At 71.3% G+C, this 19,477-nt stretch carries 16 protein-coding genes; 7 read left to right on the top strand and 9 right to left on the bottom strand.

Annotation, left to right across the window (positions count from 1 at the left end):
• Positions 1–732, top strand: coding sequence for a phosphotransferase (locus tag ACWDRB_RS17410; protein ID WP_449894879.1), 732 nt, complete (start codon positions 1–3; stop codon positions 730–732).
• On the opposite strand, the gene ACWDRB_RS17405 is transcribed toward ACWDRB_RS17410, so the two are convergent.
• A complete protein-coding gene (locus ACWDRB_RS17405) occupies positions 729–2,249 on the bottom strand; it encodes a M48 family metallopeptidase (RefSeq protein WP_350725151.1) in 1,521 nt (506 codons plus the stop codon). The genes ACWDRB_RS17410 and ACWDRB_RS17405 overlap by 4 nt on opposite strands.
• 81 nt (positions 2,250–2,330) lie before the next feature.
• Between ACWDRB_RS17405 and ACWDRB_RS17400 the strand changes: the two genes are divergently transcribed.
• Positions 2,331–3,551 (top strand): deoxyguanosinetriphosphate triphosphohydrolase, encoded by a 1,221-nt coding sequence (locus tag ACWDRB_RS17400; RefSeq protein ID WP_449894875.1) that lies wholly within the window; start codon positions 2,331–2,333, stop codon positions 3,549–3,551.
• Between the two features lie 66 nt (positions 3,552–3,617).
• Entirely contained in the window at positions 3,618–4,775 is a 1,158-nt protein-coding gene (locus tag ACWDRB_RS17395) for an NAD(P)/FAD-dependent oxidoreductase (RefSeq protein WP_397367136.1), read from the top strand.
• Here ACWDRB_RS17395 and ACWDRB_RS17390 read toward each other — a convergent pair.
• On the bottom strand, positions 4,741–5,649 hold the full coding sequence (locus ACWDRB_RS17390) for a M23 family metallopeptidase (RefSeq protein WP_449894872.1): 909 nt from the start codon (positions 5,647–5,649) through the stop codon (positions 4,741–4,743). The two genes, ACWDRB_RS17395 and ACWDRB_RS17390, sit on opposite strands and share 35 nt — an antisense overlap.
• Positions 5,650–5,789: 140 nt before the next feature.
• On the opposite strand from ACWDRB_RS17390, the gene dnaG reads away from it, so the two are divergent.
• The 4 genes from dnaG (at position 5,790) to rpoD (ending at position 11,018) form a co-directional block, all read left to right on the top strand.
• A complete protein-coding gene (gene dnaG / locus ACWDRB_RS17385) occupies positions 5,790–7,631 on the top strand; it encodes a DNA primase (RefSeq protein WP_449894870.1) in 1,842 nt (613 codons plus the stop codon).
• A 68-nt stretch (positions 7,632–7,699) separates the two neighbouring features.
• Positions 7,700–8,686: a YncE family protein gene (locus ACWDRB_RS17380; RefSeq protein ID WP_449894868.1), complete on the top strand. Its 987-nt coding sequence runs from the start codon at positions 7,700–7,702 to the stop codon at positions 8,684–8,686.
• Positions 8,683–9,564, top strand: a complete 882-nt coding sequence (locus ACWDRB_RS17375; protein ID WP_449894865.1) for a hypothetical protein — start codon at positions 8,683–8,685, stop codon at positions 9,562–9,564. Before ACWDRB_RS17380 ends, ACWDRB_RS17375 begins: the two co-directional genes overlap by 4 nt.
• 350 nt (positions 9,565–9,914) lie before the next feature.
• Positions 9,915–11,018 carry an RNA polymerase sigma factor RpoD gene (gene rpoD, locus ACWDRB_RS17370; protein WP_449894863.1) on the top strand — a complete coding sequence of 368 codons (1,104 nt, stop codon included), beginning with the start codon at positions 9,915–9,917 and terminating at the stop codon, positions 11,016–11,018.
• Positions 11,019–11,084: 66 nt separating this feature from the next.
• Here rpoD and ACWDRB_RS17365 read toward each other — a convergent pair whose 3' ends face one another.
• Genes ACWDRB_RS17365 through ACWDRB_RS17335 form a run of 7 tightly spaced genes read right to left on the bottom strand, consistent with a single transcriptional unit; the run spans position 11,085 to position 19,309 of the window.
• Positions 11,085–11,891: a transporter substrate-binding domain-containing protein gene (locus ACWDRB_RS17365; protein WP_350725165.1), complete on the bottom strand. Its 807-nt coding sequence runs from the start codon at positions 11,889–11,891 to the stop codon at positions 11,085–11,087.
• Positions 11,888–13,273, bottom strand: coding sequence for a hypothetical protein (locus tag ACWDRB_RS17360; protein WP_449894861.1), 1,386 nt, complete (start codon positions 13,271–13,273; stop codon positions 11,888–11,890). The genes ACWDRB_RS17365 and ACWDRB_RS17360 overlap by 4 nt, the downstream gene beginning before the upstream one ends.
• A complete protein-coding gene (locus tag ACWDRB_RS17355; protein ID WP_449894858.1) occupies positions 13,270–13,899 on the bottom strand; it encodes an FHA domain-containing protein in 630 nt (209 codons plus the stop codon). The genes ACWDRB_RS17360 and ACWDRB_RS17355 overlap by 4 nt, the downstream gene beginning before the upstream one ends.
• A complete protein-coding gene (locus ACWDRB_RS17350) occupies positions 13,899–15,185 on the bottom strand; it encodes a vWA domain-containing protein (protein WP_449894855.1) in 1,287 nt (428 codons plus the stop codon). The genes ACWDRB_RS17355 and ACWDRB_RS17350 overlap by 1 nt, the downstream gene beginning before the upstream one ends.
• Complete coding sequence (locus ACWDRB_RS17345) at positions 15,178–16,011, bottom strand: PP2C family serine/threonine-protein phosphatase (protein ID WP_449894853.1); 834 nt, start codon at positions 16,009–16,011, stop codon at positions 15,178–15,180. Before ACWDRB_RS17345 ends, ACWDRB_RS17350 begins: the two co-directional genes overlap by 8 nt.
• Positions 16,011–18,146, bottom strand: coding sequence for a tetratricopeptide repeat protein (locus ACWDRB_RS17340; protein WP_449894851.1), 2,136 nt, complete (start codon positions 18,144–18,146; stop codon positions 16,011–16,013). The genes ACWDRB_RS17345 and ACWDRB_RS17340 overlap by 1 nt, the downstream gene beginning before the upstream one ends.
• Positions 18,143–19,309: a hypothetical protein gene (locus ACWDRB_RS17335; protein ID WP_449894849.1), complete on the bottom strand. Its 1,167-nt coding sequence runs from the start codon at positions 19,307–19,309 to the stop codon at positions 18,143–18,145. The genes ACWDRB_RS17340 and ACWDRB_RS17335 overlap by 4 nt, the downstream gene beginning before the upstream one ends.
• Positions 19,310–19,477: the final 168 nt, after the last annotated feature.

The raw sequence follows: 19,477 nt of genomic DNA, 5'->3' as shown, positions 1-19,477 counted from the left end.
ATGTCCGAAACACACCTCCCCGGGGGTTTCGTCAACGCCGTCGTCCGCGTCGGCGACACCGTCCGCCGCACGCCCGGCCGGCGGGCCGCGTACGTGCACGAGCTGCTGCGCCTCTTCGAGCGGAGCGGATGGGCGGCCGCGCCCCGGTTCCTGGGCCTCGACGAGCGCGGTCGGGAGATCCTGAGCTTCATGGACGGCCACGTGGCCTGGGAGGACGTCCAGCCGGACGGCGTCGCCTCGGACGAGAGCCTGGCGCGGGCCGCGGAGCTGGTGCGGGAGTTCCACGACCTGACCGCCGGCACCTCACTGGCCGGGGAGGATGAGGTGGTCTGCCACAACGACCTGTCGCCCAGGAACACCGTCTACCGGGGCGAGGAGCCGCGGCCGGTGGCGTTCATCGACTGGGACATGGCGGGGCCGGGACGGCGCGTCCACGACGTGGCGCACGTCTGCTGGCAGTACGCGGGCCTGGGCCCGCTGATCGCCGACCCGGCCGACGCGGCCCGGCGGGTGCGGCTGATCTGCGACGCCTACGGGCTGCGGGAGCGCGGCGAGGTGGTCGAGACGATCCTCTGGTGGCAGGACCGATGCCGGCGCGGCATCGAGCGGGATGCCGCGCAGGGGCTGGCGTACGCGATCAGGCTGCGCGAGCAGGGGGCGGTGGCGCAGGTGCGCGCCTGCCACGACTGGGTCGCCGAGCACCGCGCCGGATTCGAGCGGGCGCTGCGTTAGATCGAGGGGGTAGCGGCCTCGGCGGGCTGCCCGGGGGAGGGTTCCTCGATCGGGACGTAGTCGTGGCGCATGCCGTGGTCCCCCAGCCACCGCCGGAGCCCGGAGACGGCCTCCGGATTGGCCGACACCTGGGCCGCGTACTCCGACAGCGCCACCTCCTCCCCGTCGTCGAACAGCAGCCGCGCCGGTCCCGACCACGACAGCGTCCACTTGGCCTCGCCGAGCTGGATCAGCACCGCCTCCAGCGCCTGCCCCAGCACCCCGGCGAGCAGGGTCTCCGACGCGTTCCAGCCCTGCTCGCGCAGGACGGCCTCCAGCTCCGCCTGCCGGCCCCGGGCGATCGCCTCGAAGGCGGCGTCCAGGTACGGCCGGGCGGCCCCCATCACCCGCTGGCCGGCGACCGCCAGGTCGTGGAGGGCGTCGGCGTTGCGGCCCGCGTACATGGCGTGCGACACCAGCTCCTCCCACGACACCGGCCGCAGCCCGGTCAGCGCCTCCGGCGTCCACATGGACTGCTCCACGGCCTGCACCGCCACGTTCGCGTCGCGCAGCAGCGTCAGGGCCGAGCGCGGGTCGGGGACGTGCGGCGGCTCCGGCAGGTGCTCGATGGCGGCCAGGCGCTCGGTCAGGCTCGGATGGGAGTCGTACGGCGAGACCTCCTGCGGCTCCTCGCCCAGCTTGGCGATCTCGGCCTGCCGGTCGGAGTCGCTCATGAGCGCGTGGAAGCCCCCGAACACCGACAGGGGCCTGGTGCCGCCCGCGCCGGTGAGCGACAGGTAGTTGGCGACGTAGAGGTCCCAGCCGGTCGCGGTGGTCTGGATCTTCTGCAGCGCCCCGGCCATGGCCTGCCGCCCGCCGATCGCGACCGCGAACTGGTCGGCCTCCAGCTCCTGCTTGCGCGAGACGGCCTGCGACACCCGCAGGTAGAACTTGGCGTACCAGGTGAACAGGCGCTGGACGAAAGGGTGGTTGCGCAGCCCCTGGACGGTGGCGAGGAGCGAGACCCGCCCCCGGTAGACCGGCGCGCCCAGCCGCGTGTGAGCGCCGCTGTAGTGGCCCAGCTCGTGCCCGAGCACCGCGCGCAGCTCGTCCACCGTCAGCGTCTGCAGCAGCGGCAGCCCGATGAACATCCGCCGCCGCGTCGCCTTCATCCCCAGCCAGCGCGTGTCCTCGGAAACGGCCGCGTTCACCTCCGCCACCAGCCGGATCTCGTCCGGCGGCGCCGTGCGCACGCGCTGGGCGAGCTCCTCGACCGTCTGCCAGAGCGCGGGCTCGTGCTCGCGCCCGATCGGCACGCCCGGTTGCTCGCCGCCCTGGCGGCGGCTCACCACGAACAGGGCCTGTACGAGCGCGCCGGCGACCAGGGTGAGGATGATCGCGAGCTTGAGGGTGTTCGCGTGGAAGTCAACGAGGAGCAGGACATCGAAGAAGATGGCGGCCACCAGGAAGAGGCCGACCAGAACGTAGAAGCCGGCGAGCAGGATGAAGGCCAGCACTGCTCGGAACGCTGTCGTCATGGGGTGAGGGCTCCCGGGGAAGGGGTTCTCGCGAGGCTCGACCTTAGCGGAGACCGGAAACTGGATAAAATCACCTAAGCAATGCCGTACTACGATGACCATGATCAGGAGCGTTGGGTTCCGGAACCTCCCGGCAATCCCGAACGCTCCGCATTCGAGCGCGACCGCGCCCGCGTGCTGCACAGTGCCGCCCTGCGCAGGCTGGCCGCGAAAACGCAGGTCGTGGGCCCTGCCGAGTCCCTCGGCGGCGGCCAGCACATCCCGCGCACGAGGCTCACGCACTCCCTCGAATGCGGTCAGGTCGGCAGGGAGATGGGCGCCACGCTCGGCGTCGATCCCGACCTGGTGGAGACCGCGTGCCTGGCGCACGACCTGGGGCACCCACCTTTCGGCCACAACGGGGAGATGGCGCTCAACGCGCTGTCGGCCTCGTGCGGCGGTTTCGAGGGCAACGCGCAGAGCCTGCGCCTGCTCACCAGGCTGGAGGCCAAGGTCCTCACGGAGGACGGCCGCAGCGCCGGGCTCAACCTGACGCGGGCGGCGCTCGACGCTTCCATCAAATATCCCTGGACATGCGAAAAATCCGCAAAATTCGGCGTATATGACGATGATCTACCCGTGTTCCGGTGGATCCGGGACGGCGCGCCGGACGGGCGGGTGAGCTTCGAGGCGCAGATCATGGACTGGGCCGACGACGTCGCCTACTCCGTGCACGACCTCGAGGACGCGCTCCACTCCGGCCACGTCACCCCCGAGGCGCTGCGCTCGCCCATCGAGCGCACGCTGGTGTGCGAGACCACCCGCACCTGGTACGCCCCCAACGCCGACCTCGGCGAGCTGGAGGAGATCTTCGCCAGGCTGATCACCGACCCGCTCTGGCCGCGCCGCTTCGAGGCCACGCTCGCCGACCTGGCCGGGCTCAAAGCTCTCACGAGCGGCCTCATCGGCCGCTTCTGCCGCTCGGCCCAGACCGCCACCAAGGAGGTGTACGGCTCCCGCCACCGCGCCGACCTCGTCGTGCCCCACGCCACCCGCGTGGAGTGCGCCCTGCTCAAGGGCGTCACCGCCCACTACGTCATGGCCACCAGGGACCACAACGCCAATCAGGCCAGGCAGCGCGAGCTCATCACCGAACTGGCCTCGATGATCACGCTGGGCGCGCCGGGCACGCTGGAGCCCGCCTTCAGGCCCGCGTACCTGGGCGCCGCCGACGACGCGGCCCGCGTCCGCGTGGTGATCGACCAGATCGCCTCGCTCACCGACACCTCCGCGGTGGCGTGGCACCGCAGGCTCTCCCGCTGACCAAGTTTCTCCATGATCCGGTACACCCGGCTTTCCCCATGACCCGCGCAGGCGGATACTGCGCCCATGGCCACATATGTGATCGTCGGTGCCGGACTCGCGGGGGCCAAGGCCGCGGAGACGTTGCGCGAGGAAGGCTTCGACGGCGAGATCGTGCTCATCGGCGCGGAGAACGAACGGCCCTACGAACGACCGCCCCTGTCCAAGGACTACCTCCAGGGCAAGAGCGAACGAGAGAGCATCTTCGTCCACGGCCCGGAGTGGTACGCGGACAACGCCGTCGATCTACGGCTCGGCACGCGCGTCACGCGCATCGAGCTCGACAACCACCTGGTCAGGCTCGGCGACGGGTCGCGCCGGCGGTACGACAAGCTGCTCATCGCCACCGGCGCCACGCCGCGACGCCTGCCGGGGCCCGCGTACTACCTGCGTACCGTCCATGACAGCGAGGCGCTCAAAGAGCGCCTGGCGAGCGCCGGCAGCGTGCTCATCGTCGGCGCCTCCTGGATCGGGTTGGAGACCGCGGCGGCCGCCCGCGCGGCCGGCTGCGAGGTCACCGTCGTCGAGCCCGAGCCCACCGCGCTCAACCGGCCGCTCGGCAACGAGCTCGGCGACCTGTTCGCCCGCCTGCACGTCAGCAAGGGCGTGGACCTGCGCTTCGGCACCGCCGCCGCCGAGATCACCGAGACGGGCGTGCGGCTCAGCTCGGGTGAGCGGCTCGCCGCCGACTTCGTCGTCGTCGGCATCGGCGCCGCGCCCGAGGTCGGGCTCGCCCGTGACGCCGGGCTCGACGTCGGCCAGGGCATCCACACCGACGCCGCGCTGCGCACCTCGCACCCCGACGTGTTCGCCGCCGGCGACGTGGCCGAGCCCTTCCACCCCCTGTACGGGCGCCGCCTGCGCGTCGAACACTGGGCCAACGCCCTGCACGGCGGCCCCGCCGCCGCCCGGTCCATGCTCGGCCAGGACGTGGTCTACGACCGGATCCCGTACTTCTACACCGACCAGTACGAGCTGGGCATGGAGTTCTCCGGCGACATCGAGGGCTACGACGAGATCGTCTACCGCGGCGAGCCGGAAAGCCTGGAGTTCATCGCGTACTGGCTGCGCGAGGGACGCGTGATCGCCGGCATGAACGTCAACGTCTGGGACGTCGTGGACGAGATCCAGGAGCTCATCAGGTCACGCGTCATTGTTGACCAAAAGGAGCTATCGACGGGGTGACGGTGATCACGCCGTCGTCGGTGCGCTTCGGCTTCGGGCCCTGGGTCTTGCCGGCCTGCGGGACCTTCTTTGACCCGCACTGCACGGCGCAGCCCGGCGTCTCGCCCAGCTTGCCGCGCAACGCCAGCGTCTCCTCCCTGGGCGAGTACGTGCGGTTGCCGGTCGCCCAGGCGTCGAGGTAGTCCCAGGGCTTGACCATGCCCCTGCGTACCCACCAGAAGGCCGGGCCCGTCTTCCACGAGATCGCGAAGTAGAGGTTGGGCCCGGTTTCGCGGGCGTTGCCCGTCCGGCCCACCCGCCCGAGCAGCTGGCCCGCCTTGACCGGGACGCCCGGCCGGACGCCGTCGGCGATCGTGTCGAGGTGACCGCCGAGGTAACGCACGCCGTCCTCGCCGATGATCGTGACGAACCTGCCCTCGCGGGCGGCCCCCGCGTCGGTGGACGGGCTCCACTTGTCCTGGAGGTTCACCTCGTCCACGACGCCGCCGATCGGGGCCACGAACGCGCACCCCTGCGGCGCCCAGATCGTCGTCTTGGGCAGCACGAGGAGCTGGCGCTGGTAGGTCGTCTTGCAGCCCTTGACCGGGAAGGTGTACTCGTACTTCGACATCTTCGGCGGCGGCACCTTCACCGGGTCGTCGCCCTTGGGCGGCTGCTCGGCCGCCTGGGGCTCGGCCTCCGGCTCCGCCGATTCGCCGGGCTGCGCGGCGGCCGGCGGGCTCGTGGCCGGCGCGGTCGACGGCGAGGTCGCGTTGACCCCCGCCAGGCCGGTGGCCTGGGAGCAGGCGCCGGTCAGCAACAGGGCGGCCGTGACGGCCGCCCATCGTCCGAGATGCCCCGTACGCATGATCTCCACCCGTGTCACCGTTTCCACCGACAACCTTTACCTTTGTAGCCGACCGGGAGCTCCCGCAGAGCCGGTTTCCCTCTTTAGCAACCGACAGGTAATGCGCGCCTACCCGTAACGGGCCCGGAGGGGCGGAACCGTCGGTGGGGCGGAATAGACTCACCGGCGTGGCTGGCCGGATCCGTGATGTCGACATCGCGCTCGTACGTGAGCGTTCACCCATCGCCGATGTGATCGGCGAACACATCCAGTTGCGCAACGCAGGGGGCGGCAACCTCAAGGGCCTGTGCCCCTTCCACGACGAGAAGAGCCCGTCCTTCAACGTCACCCCCGAGCGCGGGATGTACTTCTGCTTCGGCTGCTCCGAGGGCGGCGACGTGATCACGTTCGTCGAGAAGATCGAGCACCTGTCGTTCGGCGAGGCGGTCGAGCGGCTGGCGCAGCGGGCCGGGATCACGCTGCAGTACGAGCAGGGCGGCTACGTCCCCAGGCGCGACCACGGCGAGCGGGCCCGGCTGATCGAGGCGCACAAGGCGGCGGCGGAGTTCTACGCGGACAAGCTGCTCGTGCCCGACGCGGCGCCCGGGCGGCGGTTCCTGTCGGAGCGGGGCTTCGAGCGGGCCGACGCCGAGCTGTTCGGGGTGGGCTACGCGCCGGCCGAATGGGAGGCGCTGACGCGGCATCTGCTGGGGCGCGGGTTCACCGCCGAGGAGATCGTCAAGGGCGGGCTGGCCAAGGAGGGCCGGCGGGGGCCCATCGACCGCTTCAGGGGGCGGCTGATCTGGCCTATCAGGGACGCCACGGGCGATGTGATCGGATTCGGCGCGCGGAAGTTGCTCGATTCCGATGATGGTCCGAAATATCTGAATACGCCTGACTCGCCGCTTTACAAGAAGAGCCAGGTGCTTTATGGGATTGATCTCGCCAAACGGGAGATCTCCAAGCGGGCCCAGGCAGTGATCGTCGAAGGCTATACCGATGTGATGGCCTGCCATCTGGCCGGAGTGCCGACGGCGGTGGCCACCTGCGGCACGTCGTTCGGCGAGGAGCACATCAAGATCCTGCGCAGATTCCTGCTCGACCAGGCCGAATTCCGGGGCGAGGTGATCTTCACCTTCGACGGCGACGCGGCCGGGCAGAAGGCGGCGCTGCGGGCGTTCGCCGACGAGCAGAAGTTCGTCACCCAGACCTACGTCGCGGTGCAGCCCGACGGGCTCGACCCGTGCGACCTGCGGGTCAAGCAGGGCGACGCGGCCGTGCGGGACCTCATCGCGAGCCGGGAGCCGCTCTTCCAGTTCGCGATCAGGAGCACGATCTCCCGCTACGACCTGCGCAGCAACGAAGGCAAGATCGCCGCGCTCGACGCCGCCGCGCCGATCGTGGCCGGGATCAAGGACGTCGGGCTGCGCAAGCGCTACGCCATCGACCTCGACCGGTGGCTGGGGTTCATGGACGAGCGGTTCGTGATGCAGCGCATCGCCGAGGTGGGCGGGGCGCAGCAGGGCCGCCCGCGGCGCGCGCCCCAGGCGGCGCCCGTCGATCCGAGCGTGCGGGTGGAGGGGGAGCTGCTCAAGCTCGCCGTGCAGCGCCCGGCGCTGCTCGGGCCCCGCTTCGACGCGCTCGACCCGCAGGCGTTCACGGCTCCCGACCACGTGACGCTGCACAAGGTCATCCTCGCCGCGGGCGGCGTGGCCGCCGGCTCCTACGGCGGGCGCGAGTGGGTCGACCGGCTGCTGGAGCACGCGCACGAGGAGAGGGCGCGGGGGCTGGTGACCCGCTTCGCGGTGGAGCCCATCCAGGCGGACGCGCACGCCGAGGAACGCTACGCCGGCGCCATGCTGGCGGCCATCGAGGCCATCGCGGTCGACCGGGCCATCGCGCAGGCGAAGTCGCGGATGCAGCGGCTCAATCCGGTGGAGGAGCAGCAGGAGTACAACAAGCTGTTCGGGGAGCTGGTGGCGCTGGAGCAACAGCGCCGCGTCCTCCGCGACCGCGCCGCCGGCAGCTGACCTCCGCCTCCGCCCGGCGTGATGGGTTTGTGATCAACCTTTGCGGCGGCGAAGTGGTCTAAACCGGCGTGAGAGTCAAGATCACGTCGGCCCTGGGAGCGCTGGCGGCCGCGGCGATGGTGGCGGGCGCGATCGGCACGGCGGAGGCGGGGGCGGCCAAGAGCTCGCCGGTCCGGGCCGCTCATCTGCCCAACTGCGGCGCTGACTACTTCATCCCGTGCAAGAAGGCCCCCTGGTACCTCTACCTCCGCGACGGCCGCTGGGTGAAGTTCCCCGCCGCCGCCCGGTACGCCACCGAGGCCGACGGGACGCGGGCCGACGAGGTGGAGGACGATCCGGCGCCGTTCGAGGTCAGCGGGGACGGCGGCACCATCGCCTACGTCAGGGCCCGCGACGGCCGGGTGGTCGTCGAGCGGTGGCCCGGCGGCAAGGCGACCGTGCTGCCCGCCTACGGCAAGGGCGTGGGCACCAAGTACGTCGACATGTTCCTGTCGCCCGACGGCCGCCGCCTGCTGGTCGGCTTCGCGGAGGCGGCGAAGCCGCGGGCGCCGATGGTGGTCGACGTGGCGACCGGCCAGACGGTCAGGACGCTTCCGGTGACCGACGTGCCGGAGGGGTTCGGCGCCGACGGTGACGAGGTGCTCGCGACCAGGGCGAAGGACGACAACACGATCGAGGTGCTCGCGTACCCGCTGGACGGCGAGCCGGTCGCCGACACGCCGCCCCAGGAGGTCGTGTCCAGGGACTCCGAGTTCGTGCTGGCGGCCGACGGCCACACGCTCCTGGTGCGGCCGCCCACGGCGGGCAAGCAGCCCGAGCGGGTGCGGGCGTACGACCTGCTGGCCCGCGCCTGGGCGGGCAAGGGCAGACCGATCAAGGCGACGCAGGGCACCTCGAGCCTGGCCTGGGGGCCGGGCGGGCGGCTGGAGCTCCGCCGCGTCGTCGGCTCCGACGAGGAGTTGCAGCGGACCACCCGGGTCTACGCGCTCGACCCCGCGACGGGGGCCACCAAGCAGGTGGACAAGTACACGATCCACGCGGGGGTGCCGAAGTGAGAGTGAGTCACCTTGCCGTCGCGGCCGCCCTGCTGGCGCCGTTCGCGATCACGCCGGCCGCGGGGGCCGCGAGCGACCCGATCCGCTACGCGGCGCCGCTCAAGGGCAGGACGCTCCAGGTCATGCTCCGCAGCGGCGCCACGCGCACGCTGAAGGCGCTGGGGGAGGGCAACAGGCCGGTCGCGGTGAGCGCCGACGGGGCCCGGATGGCCTACTTCAGGGCGGCGGACAGAGCCCTCGTCACCTACCCCTCCGGCAGGCGCGTGGGATCGATCAAGCAGCCCAGGAACGAGGCGGGCGTGGACGAGACGACGCTGATGCTGTCGCCGGACGGCCGACGGCTGGCCTATTTCGACAACGACGGCTCCCACCGGGGCCGCGTGTTCGACGCCGTCACCGGCAAGAAGATCGGCTCGCTGCCGGCCCCCCTCAACTGGAACCCGGCCGGGTTCAGCGGCGACGGCGGTGAGATGCTGCTGGTCCGGAGCGGCTCGACGACCGACCTGGCCGTCACGGACCTGCGTGGGCGCGCGCTCCGCCGCGACACTCCGCCCCAGATCGTGGGCTTCAACCTGCCCGCGTGGGACGGCGACGGCAAGGTCGCGGCGCTGGCGGCCGACGGGCGCAGGATCGCCGTGTACGTGCCGGGCCAGGCCCCGGGCCTGGTGGTGTACGACCTCGCGAGCAGGCAGGTTAGCGAGAAGATCACCGTCCGGAAGCCGGCGGCCGCCACCTGGACGGGGGAGCGGGAGGTGACGCTCCGCGTGGACGGCGGCGGCCGGACACGGCTGGTCCGGATCGACGTGGACAGCGGCGCGAGCCAGGTCGCGGACGACTACCGAACCCCTGTGAAGCGGGCATACCACGCGGGCGGTTGATAACAGTTCGGCCGCGATGACAAGCGGGATATCAGGGCGGTTGACCAGGGAAAGCCCGGGAGCCTGGCGCGGTCCAATACAGCGACAAAGAGGATGGCCGACGACTTCCGGGCAGCGAAAGAGTTGCGTCCGCCGGAGGGTGTCGCCGGGCGCCGGGAATCCAGACCGCGTAATTGACTTTACTTTCCTGATCAAACTCCGGCTAAACCTTTAAGTGATCTCAATTCGGTAAGGACGTTAGTCTTACCTTCGGTGACAAAAATGGGTCTGCCATTTGATGGAACCAATACTGCAGACTGTCTCCCGTGGGTGCATCGGTGCTGCCAAGCAGTCCGCCATCGGTAGATCAGGTGGCGGACCTCGTCGCGAAGGGAAGAGAGCGCGGGAGCGTAACCGTCGATGACGTCGCAGCCGCGCTTGACCGATCCGAGTTGCCGTCCGACGCGCTGGAACGCGTCGTGCGCATGCTCGCCGAGAACGGCGTGGAGGTCCTCGAGCCCCAGGGCGACGAGGAATCCACCCGCGCCGATGAGGAAGACGTTGCCAAGCGGGCGCCGACCAGCGATCTGGTCCGTATTTATCTACGGGAGATCGGCCGTGTGCCTTTGCTGACCGCAGAGGAGGAGGTGGAGCTCGCCAAGTCGATCGAAGCCGGTCTGTTCGCCGAGGACAAGCTGGGCAGCGGGGTCTCGCGCCTGGCCTTCCCGGAGTTCAGGGAGCTCGTCTGGCAGGGCACCCGGGCCAAGCAGCGGCTCATCGAGGCCAACCTCAGGCTCGTGGTGTCGATCGCCAAGCGGTACGTGGGCCGCGGCATGCTGTTCCTGGACCTGATCCAGGAGGGCAACCTCGGGCTCATCCGGGCGGTCGAGAAGTTCGACTACACGAAGGGCTACAAGTTCTCCACCTACGCCACCTGGTGGATCAGGCAGGCGATCACGAGGGCCATCGCCGACCAGGCGCGGACGATCCGCATTCCCGTGCACATGGTGGAGACCATCAACAAGCTCGTGCGCGTGCAGCGCCAGCTCCACCAGGACCTCGGCCGCGAGCCGATTCCCGAGGAGATCGCCAAGGAGATGGACCTCCCTGTCGATCGCGTGGTGGAGATCCAGCGCATCGCCCAGGAGCCGGTGTCACTGCAGTCGCCGATCGGTGAGGAGGACTCCGACCTCGGAGACTTCATCGAGGACGCCGACGCCGTCGTGCCCATGGAGGCCGCGGCCTTCATCATGCTGCAGGACCAGCTCGACGACATCCTGGCCACGCTGTCCGACCGCGAGCAGCGCATCATCCAGCTCCGCTTCGGCCTCGCCGACGGTCATCCGCGCACGCTGGAGGAGGTGGGCAGGGAGTTCGGGGTCACGCGGGAGCGCATCCGGCAGATCGAGTCGAAGACCCTGGCCAAGCTCCGGCACCCGACGCGGGCGCAGATGCTGAGGGACTATCTGGACTGATCCGGAGGGATCCCAAGGGAACGGGCCCGGGCCTCGCCGCCCGGGCCCTTCCCATGTCCGCGGCCGTCAGGAGCAGCCCTCGAACTGCGGCACCGCGACCGTCGACAGGTCCAGCCCCGACTTGCCGAACCACCGGTGCAGCAGCCGCGCGGTCGTCCCGTCCTGGTACATGTCGGTGATCGCCCGGTTGACCGCCTCGCACCCGGCCACGTCGCTCCTGCGCATGCCCACCCCGGTGCGCTGTTCGTTGAACTGCGCGTTGGCCAGCTTCAGCCCCGTCCCGTCCTGGTTGGCCAGCCCCGCCAGGATGACGTCGTTGGTGGTGACCGCGTCGACCTGCTTGCTCTTCAGCGCCGTCAGGCACGCCTTGTAGTCGTCGAACGGCACCAGCTGCGCCGGCACCTCGCGCTCCTCCACGACCCGCTGGGCCGCGTTCGAGCCCTTGACCGCGCAGATCCTGCGGCCCTTGAGCTCGCGCACGTTCTTGATCGTCTCGTCGGGCCGCTGCAGGATGTCCTGGTAGGAGACGTGGTACGGCCCCGCGAACAGCACGTCCTTCTTGCGCTCCTGGTCGATCGTGAACGTGGCCAGCACCAGGTCGGCCTTGCCGTCCGTCAGCACCTTCGCCCGGTCGGCGGCCAGCACGGGGATGTAGGAGGCCTGCTTGTGCAGCTTGCGCGCGATGTAGGCGGCCACGTCCACGTCGAAGCCCTCGAACCCGCCGTCCGGGCGGCGGAACCCGACCGACGGCAGGTCGGGCCGTACCGCGATGACGATCTGGTCCTTGTCCAGGACCGATTCCTGCCCGTCCGTCCCGCAGCCCGCGACGACCGTCGCGAACAGGGCCAGCACCGCTGCCAACGCCCGCTTCACCGGTACTCCTTGAGTCGTGGCCCCACCCCTGCGATCACCAGCAGGCCGATCGCGCCGATGGCGAACGGCAGCAGCCGCCACAGGTTGTCCAGCGAGCCTTCGCCGGTCGCGATCGCCCGCGTGAACACGGCCTGGTGCCCGGCGGACAGCGACACCAGCGCGCGGTCATAGGCGTCGAACGCCTGGCTCACCGGCCCGAGCCGCTCGGCGACCGCCTCGTTGGTCCTGCCGCCCGCCACCAGCTCGCGGAACTTCCCGTCGGCTGCCTGGAAACTCCGGTACGCCTCCATCGCCTGGTCGCCCTGCTTGCCGACGAGCTCGGGCCCCAGCAGGCCGAGGACGTCGTCGTCACCCTTGGCGACCTGGTCGTGGTAGGTCCGCAGGTTGCCCGCCTTGAGGTAGACGACCGACATCGCCTTGTCCAGGAACGTGTGCTCGTAGGTGTCGGCCCACTCTTTGTCGAGCAGGTAGCGGCTCTGGTCGCCCTGCATGCTGTTGCTGATCGAGCGCGCCTTGGCCAGCGTCAGCACCGAGTCGAACCCGGCCGACTTCGCCGTGCGCAACGCGTTCTCGTCCTGCGCGAGCACGGTCAGCCCGGAGATCAGCGCGACCGCGGTCGTCACGGTGGCGACCAGCAGCGCCGGGCCGAACACCCGGCGGAAGCGCCGCGCGAGGAAGACCTGCAGCCAGATCAGGCAGCCCAGCGCGAGCAGCCCGGCCACCACCACGGCGGCCCGCAGCAGGGGCACCATGACGGCCTTCTCGTCATAGGTGGCGCGCACGATCGTGCCGCTCTCCAAGGTCAGGTTGTACGCCTGGGGCAGCAGCTCGACCCGCATCAGCTTGGTGGCCTCGCGGTAGGTGAGCACCACGTCCTGGGGAGGCGGCCCCGGCGCGTGCTTGGACCGCTCGTCCAGCAGCAGCGCCTGGCCGGTCAGCCGTTCGTAGCGGCCCAGCCGGTCGAGCACCGCGTGGACCGTCGCCTGCTCCGCCTTGGTGTCGGCCAGCGACAGCGCCTGCATCAGCGCCTCGTTGGCCCTGGACCGCGCCGCCTCGTAGCGGTCGAGCGCCTGCGCGCGCTGCGGCGCGTACTGGTCGCCCATGACCAGCACGTTGGCCACCTGCGCGTCCATGTCGCTCAGCGCCAGATAGAGATCGGCGGTGGCGACCACCTGCGGACCCGCGTCGCGCCCGATGACCTGCAGGCCATCGCGGGCGGTCATGCTGCCGACCGCGAGCGCCCCGAAGAGCAGCGCCAGCGAGGCGACGGTGATGCCGGTGATGACCCGGATCCTGCCGGGCACGCTCCGGCGCACCGGCGGCGGGCCGCCCGCCGCCGGCACTGCGGGGGCCTGGGGCGCCTGGGGCTGTGCGAGGGTCACGGCGTGCCCTCCCTGATGGTGATGACGGTCCACGCGCCCAGGTGGATCCGGTCGCCCGCGCCGACCCTGACCGGCACGTTGACCTTGACGGGCTTGCCGTTCACCTGGGTGCCGTTGGAGGAGCCCGGGTCGACCAGCAGCCACGAGCCGTCCGGCTGCGCCAGCAGCACAGCGTGCAGGTGGGAGACGCCCGGGTCCTCGGGCGGCCCGGTCAGGTCGATCTCGGGGGCCACGTTCCTGGCCCTGCTGCGCCGCCCGATGCGTACCTGCTCGCCCATCAGCGCGAACGAGCGCTCGGGGCAGTACGGCGGGAACGCCATCGCCGTCGCGTCGGGCCCGCCCTCGGCGACGACCTTCTCGTAGTAGGTCCGGTCGGCCGCCGTGACGGCCTCGAACCGCACCCCGCTCACAGGGACCGCGACGGGCGCGCTGCCGCCGGTGAAGTCGTGCCCGCACACCTCGCAGAACTGCCCGGCGCGCGGCGTCTGGCAGACCGGGCACGCCTCCACCGACGGGCCCGGAGCCTGGGGCTGGGGCGCGGCCGCGGGCGCGCCCCCCATCTGGGCGCCGCAGACGTCGCAGTAGTCGTCGGCGCCTGACGGGTGCCCCTGCGGACAGGTGGCCATCAGTTTCCTTCCTTGCGCAGCCGGCTGGTACGGACGGAGCCGGTGTCGAGCTCGAGCTCATCGGCCTTGTCCACGTTCCTGCGCAGCCTGGCCGTGCCGGTGGCCGGATCGACCTCGACCACCTTCTCCAGCAGCCTGGCCGTGTCCTCGCGGCCCGACTGGGCGGCCAGCTGCTGGGCCTTGGCCAGGCGGGCGGTCGCGGTGTCGACGTCCCCCATGGCGCGGGCGCTGAGGCCGTCCTGGATGAGCTCGTGCAGCTCGGCCTGGCCGGTGTAGTGGGCGACCTTGCCGTTGATCCGGGTGGACTGCGCCAGGTCGTCGGTCCACTGGGCGAGCACGTTCCCGCTGGCCAGGACCTCCTGGGTGTCGGGGCGTAGGAGCTTGACCCAGCCGGCCCTGATCTCGTGCCCGATCTGCCCCGGCGGCACCTCCACGCAGATGTGGTACTCGCGCTCCTCCGTGCCCCAGGAGCCGGTCGGGTAGTCGCCGGTCAGCGGGTTCACGTCGGTGCGCTTGCCGGTCAGGTCGAGCAGCGTGGGGGAGACCTGCTTGACGAACTTCAGCGTCGCGGTCTGCGGCACCCACACCCGCAGCGACAGCTCGGCCACGGTCTTGCTCATCGACGTCTGCGTCAGCCTGCGGAAGAACTCCGACAGATCCCCTTGGTTGCGTACGTAGTCGAACGAGCCGAGCATGGCCTCCGCGACCTTCCGCAGCTCGGCTGGCACCCAGTCCTCGCCGATCCCCAGGGAGTCGCACACGAACTTGCCGCTCCAGCCCGCCAGCACGGAGGCGAACACCTCGGGCCGCTCGTTGTTCTGGCCGTCGGTCATCAGCAGCGCGTGCCGGATCGCCGACGGGTGCGCCGAGAGGAGATGCCCGGCCAGCTTCAGCCACTCGCCCATGGCGGTGCCGCCGTGCGCGCTCAACCGGCTGATCGCCCGCTCGGCCTCGGCCCTGGTGGCCGGGCTCGACCTGACCAGGTTGGCGTTGCCACCGGGGTAGACGACCTTGGCCCGCTCGGTGCCGGCGACCACCGCGAAATACACCCCGTCGCGCAGGGTGTGGACGGCGGTCGTGGCCGCCTGCCTGGCCTCGCGGATCTTGCTGCCGCTCATCGAGCCGGACGTGTCAATGATGATCACTTCGGCCGCCTCGGCGGCGACGGACTGCGTGGTGACGCCGCCGGTGGAGCTGACCGTGAGGATGGCGTGCACGTCGCGGCCGTCGGTGGAGAGGTACTTGTTCTGGTCGATCGTCAAGGTGAAGGTCGGCTGCTCATCCATGCGTCACTCCTAGGGGGATCAAGGCGATGGTCACGTTGTCCTGGCCGCCGGAGTCGAGCGCGTGGCGCAGCATCTCGCGGGCCATGTCGATGGGGGTTCCGGAGCTGGGGAAGGCGTAGCCGTCCAGATAGCGCCACAGGCCGTCGCTGCAGACGAGCAGCAGGCCGGGCTCCTCCGGGGTGAGGGTGCGTACGTGGAGCGAGACGTCGACGGCGTCGGCGCCGAGCCAGCCGGTGATCTCGCCGGTCTCGATCGCGTCGTCCACGGTCAGCATGACGCCGGGCCGGCCTGCCGGGCCCGGCAGCCAGTAGGCCCTGGTGTCGCCGGCCCAGCCGAGCGTGATCCGGCCCCGCTCGACCACGGCGGCGACGTACGTGCAGGCGGGGGCGTCGTCCACGGACGTGGCGAGCTTGGTCACCGCGCGCCCGGCCAGCTCGAACGCCTCCTCCTGACCCAGCCCCCTGGCCAGCGCGGCCGAGGCGGTCTCGACGGCCACCGCGGACGCCTCGTCGGCCCTGGGCGAGCTGCCCACGCCGTCGCAGACCACGGTCACGATCGCGTCGCCGGACGTCAGCAGCGCCACCGCGTCCTCGTTGCGGCTGCGGCGCAGTCCCTTGTCGGTCACGGCCGCCGCGCCGCCGTCGATCACGGTCTCCGCGTGGTCCCTGTCGGTGGGCTGGCGCAGGCCGCACCGCTCGCAGTAGCCCTCGGCGTCCACGGCCGCCGCGCCGCACGACGCGCAGGTCGGCGCGCCCAGGGTGTGCCCGCACGCCTCGCAGTAGATGTCACCCGTGAGCACGGGCGCCTCACACACAGGACAGCTCATTAGATCCAGCTCCTCGGGCGCACCGCGTTCGCCTGGTCGATGAGGGCGTGGCGCTCCTGGCGGGACTCGGCCGCGACGGCCAGCTTGCGGAAGATCGACTCCAGCCGCCGGCGCAGCCCCTGCTCGGTGAACGGCGCCTCGGCCAGTCGCGCGCCCTTCGGCGGCGAGCCGCTCTCGAGCCAGGTCAGCGCCGAGGTGAGCAGCTCGGCGGTGAGCACGTCGCGGCGGCGCGGGTCGAGGTCGGCCTGTTTGGCCAGCCGGTCGGCCGAGCCCACCAGGTCGTCCGTGGTGAGCCTGCTCAGGTCGGCCCCCCGTACGACGGAGACGGCCAGCGCCACCTGCGCCCGCGCCCGGTGCACCGAATGGGTGGGCACCTCGTCGAGCACGCTCATCCGGCCCGACCTGGCCAGCCCGAACACCGCGCTCACGTACGAGTGGTCGGTCCGCCACACGGCCTCGTACCAGCCGGCGGCGGGCTTGCCCGCGCACTCCAGCGCGAACGCCAGCGCCAGCTTCGGCGCCAGCTCGCCGGGCAGCGCCGACAGGCACGCGTCGAACATGGCGACGGCCTCCTCCGGCCGTCCCGTGGTCAGGCACAGCACCCCGCGGTACCAGGTCACCCGCCAGTCGCGGGGCAGCTCGATGTCCAGCTCGTTCAGCGCGACGGGGGCCTCGGCCGCGGCCCCCTCGGCCAGCAGCCTGGCCCGCATCAGCTTCGTCTCGGGCGTCTTCGGCAGTGCAGCGAGCTGGTCCATCAGCTCCTTGCCGTCGCTGCCCAGCAGCCCGGCCAGCGCGCCCGCCGCCGCGTCGGCGGGGTCGACCAGCGGCACCGGCAGCGCCTGCGCGACGGCCACCGGGTCGAGCGGCCCGAACACCACGTCGCTCTCCTCCGCCAGCGCCGTGCCCACGGCGCCGCGCTCGGGCCCGAACATCGGCGAGGGCGCCGGGTACGGGACCTTGTCCTCGATGGCGCTGACCTCCCGCAGCACCCCGACGAGCTGCTCCTCCATCTCCTCCGCGCTCTGGAACCTGTCGGCGGGATTGACGGCGGTGGCCTTGCGCAGCAGCCGGGTGAACGACGGGTGCCCGCAGTCCTCGGGCAGCGGGGTGGCCACGCCGTTCGCGTACGGGGAGAAGCCCGGGATCGCCAGCACCGCCAGCGTCCTGGCCACGGTGTAGAGGTCGGCGGTGGCGGCGGCGGCGTGGGTCTCCACCTCGGGGCCGTGGTAGCCGGGCGTGGCCCAGCCCGAGCCCGGCGGCGCGCCGATGGGCAGCACCGCGCCCAGGTCGATGAGCTTGAGCCGCTTGCCGACCCTGATCACGTTGGCCGGCTTGAGGTCGCAGTAGACCATGCCGTGCTCGTGCAGGTAGGCGAACGCCTGCAGGATCTCCCGGCCGTACATGAGGGCCTCGCGCAGCGGCACCGGGCCCTGGCGGCGCAGCTCGTGCAGCGACTGGCCGCCGACGTACTCCATGACGATGTAGCCGAAGCCGCCGGAGCGCTGGAAGTTGAGGATCTTGACGATGTTGGGGTGGTCGACCGTGGTGAGGAACTTCCGCTCGGCCTCCGCCGCCGCCAGCGCCTCGGCGTCGTTGGTGTTGAGCAGGCCCTTGAGCACGACCCACATGCCGTCGAGGTTCTCGTCGGAGGCCAGGTAGATCCAGCCGAGCCCGCCGTGCGCCAGGCAGCCCAGCACCCGGTACTGGTCCGCCACCAGGTCGGCCTTGTCCAGCTTGGGGGTGAACGAGAACTGCGTGCGGCAGTGCGGGCAGAACCCGTCCGTCAGCCCCGGCCGGCCCTCCCTGGAGCGCCCGACCTCCTGCCCGCACGCCGGGTTGGCGCAGAACCGCTTGTTCTCGGCCACCACGGGGTCGGCCATCACGGCGGTGGCCGGGTCGCGGTAGGGCACCGACGGCAGGTCGGCGATGGTGGCCAGCACGCCGGGCCGCGACCTGCCGCTGCTCACCGGAGAGGTGACCGACCGGCTCACCGGCTGTGTCTGCAGGGGGACCGAAACGGGCCCGGAAACGGGCACAGAAACGGGCGGCGCCGGCGTGCTCGCCGAGTGGCCGCACAGGTCGCAGTAGCCGTCCTCGATCGTGCCCGTGCAGCCCGGCTGCGCGCAGCGGGTCATGGCTTACCTCCGTGGATCGCGCGCTGGTACGTCTCGACGGCCGCCGCCGCCCTCGTCAGATCGCAGGGCGCGGTCCACAGCAGCACGCGCGCCCGTTCGAACAGCTCGGAGGCCGCCGGGTCCTCCGCCAGGCCCTTGCGCACCGCCATCACCTGGCAGGCGCCGAGCCGCCCGCGCAGCTCGTCACGCCTGCTGACCAGGCCGTAGAGCGCCTTGGCCGTGGCCTGCGACTGCTCGGCGGCCTTGCGGGCCTCTTCCTCCAGCGCCGCCAGCCGCTTGGCCCGCAGTACCCAGGTGTCGGCCGAGGCGTCGAGCGCGTCCAGTTCGGCGGCCAGGGACTCGGCCCGGCCGCGCGGCTGGGCCTGCGGCGGCAGGGCGATCTTCACGACGACCGCGCCGTGGGCCAGCCTGGCCTCGCTCTCGGCCGCCCGTACCCGGTCGAGCGCGGCCACGAGGTCCTCCCGCCGCCTGGCGAACTCGTCCTTGACGGTGAGCGCCAGCTCCAGCTCAGCGCGGGAGCCGGCCAGCAGCCGGGTCAGCCGGTCGAGGTCCGGCTCCGCGGACGGGCCCAGCGGGTCTTCGAGCACCGAGCCGCGCAGCCGCTTCAGCTCGGCCTCCTGCGCGGTCAGGTCGGCGCCCTCGCCCAACTGGCGTTCGAGGTCGCGGATGTGGCGCAGGTCGCTGTCGGCGCCGTCGAGGCGGGGCAGCACGGCGTTCCACACCGCGTCGATGTCGTTGAGCGTGGAGGTGACCTCGCGGAAGGCGGCGTCCATCCGGGTCAGGGTCTGGTCGAGGGTCAGCCGCTCGTCCTTCTGGGGGAGCAGCGAGCGCTGCTCGACAGGCTTGGCGGTGGCCCGCAGCACCACGGACGGGCCCGCCAGCAGCTCCGTCAGCCGGCTCAGCTGTTCGGGGGTCAGCCTGGCGCGCGTGGCCCTGATCTGCTCCGCGTCGCGCAGCACCGCCCGGTACGCGTCGTTCAGAGACCACAGCGTGGCCAGCGACTCCTGCGCCGCGGCCCATCTCCGCTGCGTCTCCCCGCGTAAGGAGGCTCCCTTGAGCAGCTGATAGGTGGTGTGGGATTCGAGATCGAGCAGGTCGCCGGAGACGCGGTCGCGTTCGTCGGCTCGAGCGCGCAGTGCGTGCTCGACGCCCTCCCTGCTCATAGGTGGTCCCAGGCTCATCACGCTCCCCGTGAAGCAGGCCTCCCCCGAACCCTTGCTCCTACCGGCACAACGGGGGGATCGGCCGGTTGGTTCCAAGAGTAGGGGTGACCCTGACTTGTCCCTGATTCAACCCTGCATCGCCTGCAATTCGCTTAAAGGATCTTTTAC

It is taken from the genome of Nonomuraea sp. NPDC003707 (assembly GCF_053587055.1).
Note: the sequence above shows the minus strand (reverse complement) of the source record. Positions and strands in the feature narration are given on the sequence as shown.

What these genes read in the sequence shown, in the direction of transcription:
- ACWDRB_RS17340 (WP_449894851.1), bottom strand. Translation starts at nt 18,146, where the DNA reads ATGACCCGCTGCGCGCAGCCGGGCTGCACGGGCACGATCGAGGACGGC.
- ACWDRB_RS17335 (WP_449894849.1), bottom strand. Translation starts at nt 19,309, where the DNA reads ATGAGCAGGGAGGGCGTCGAGCACGCACTGCGCGCTCGAGCCGACGAA.
- ACWDRB_RS17355 (WP_449894858.1), bottom strand. Translation starts at nt 13,899, where the DNA reads ATGGCCACCTGTCCGCAGGGGCACCCGTCAGGCGCCGACGACTACTGC.
- ACWDRB_RS17345 (WP_449894853.1), bottom strand. Translation starts at nt 16,011, where the DNA reads ATGAGCTGTCCTGTGTGTGAGGCGCCCGTGCTCACGGGTGACATCTAC.
- ACWDRB_RS17410 (WP_449894879.1), top strand. Translation starts at nt 1, where the DNA reads ATGTCCGAAACACACCTCCCCGGGGGTTTCGTCAACGCCGTCGTCCGC.
- ACWDRB_RS17400 (WP_449894875.1), top strand. Translation starts at nt 2,331, where the DNA reads ATGCCGTACTACGATGACCATGATCAGGAGCGTTGGGTTCCGGAACCT.
- ACWDRB_RS17405 (WP_350725151.1), bottom strand. Translation starts at nt 2,249, where the DNA reads ATGACGACAGCGTTCCGAGCAGTGCTGGCCTTCATCCTGCTCGCCGGC.
- ACWDRB_RS17395 (WP_397367136.1), top strand. Translation starts at nt 3,618, where the DNA reads ATGGCCACATATGTGATCGTCGGTGCCGGACTCGCGGGGGCCAAGGCC.
- ACWDRB_RS17350 (WP_449894855.1), bottom strand. Translation starts at nt 15,185, where the DNA reads ATGGATGAGCAGCCGACCTTCACCTTGACGATCGACCAGAACAAGTAC.